Annotated in this window: 1 protein-coding gene and 1 pseudogene; both read left to right on the top strand. The window is 67.9% G+C overall.

Features of this window, described 5'->3' with window-relative positions:
* On the top strand, positions 1-742 hold a 742-nt coding region (locus FNJ47_RS46210), incomplete at its 5' end, for a type III polyketide synthase (protein WP_163163451.1).
* Positions 739-973 (top strand): annotated as a pseudogene (locus FNJ47_RS46205) (isoprenylcysteine carboxyl methyltransferase family protein); the annotation flags it as partial. The gene FNJ47_RS46210 and the pseudogene FNJ47_RS46205, both read left to right, overlap by 4 nt.

Below are 973 nucleotides of genomic sequence, written 5' to 3'. Positions count from 1 at the left end.
CGTGGTCACGGTGTGGTCGACGGGGATCGCCACGCCGACGCTGGAGGCGCGTGTCGCCGGTAAGCTCGGTTTGCGGACGGACGTGTCGCGCGTGCCGGTGTTCGGTCTGGGCTGTGCGGGCGGCGTCTCGGGCCTGTCGATCGCGTCGCGGCTGGCGGAAGCGCGGCCGGGTGCGAATGTGCTGCTGGTTGCGCTCGAGCTCTGCACGCTCGCGGTCCGGCACGATGAGCTCACCAAGGCGAATATCGTTGCCGCCAGCCTGTTCGGCGACGGCGCCGCCGCAATCGTGCTGCGCGCCGGGGACGGCGGTGCGACGCGGATCGAGGCGGCGGGCGAAAAGCTGTGGCCGGATACGCTCGACATCATGGGCTGGACGGTCGATCCGGAAGGCTTTGGTGTCGTCTTTCAGCGCACCATTCCGGATTTCGTCCGCAATCATCTTGGGTCGGCCGTTGCCGAAATCCTTGCGCGGATGCAGCTGACGACCGACGACATCGACCGTTTCCTCTGCCATCCCGGCGGCTCCAAGGTCATCGCCGCGCTGGAGCGTGCGCTTGCGCTCGATCAGGGCACGCTCGATCACGAACGCGACGTCATCGCGGCTTGCGGCAACATGTCGGCGCCGACGGTGCTCTTTGTCCTCGAACGGGCCTGCGCCAAGGGCTTGCCGCAGCGCTCGCTGCTCACGGCGCTGGGGCCCGGCTTCACGCTCAGCTGCGTTGCGCTCAGGCACGCGGCATGAGCTTCGCTTCGGTCATCCTTGCGCTGGTCACGCTGCAACGTCTCGGCGAGCTCGTGCTGTCACGCCGCAACACGGCGCGGCTCCTGGCGCAGGGCGCGATCGAGGTCGGCGCCGATCACTACCCGCTCATTGTGCTGGTTCACGCCGGCTGGCTGATCGCGCTGTGGGTCTTTGGTCGCAACCAGGACGTCAACCTGGCTGCGCTGGCGGCTTTTCTGGTGCTGCAAGGCT

This window comes from Bradyrhizobium uaiense (assembly GCF_010811875.1).
Classification (GTDB): domain Bacteria; phylum Pseudomonadota; class Alphaproteobacteria; order Rhizobiales; family Xanthobacteraceae; genus Bradyrhizobium; species Bradyrhizobium uaiense.
The sequence above is the reverse complement of the archived record's forward strand: the minus strand, read 5'-3'. Positions and strand labels throughout refer to the sequence as shown.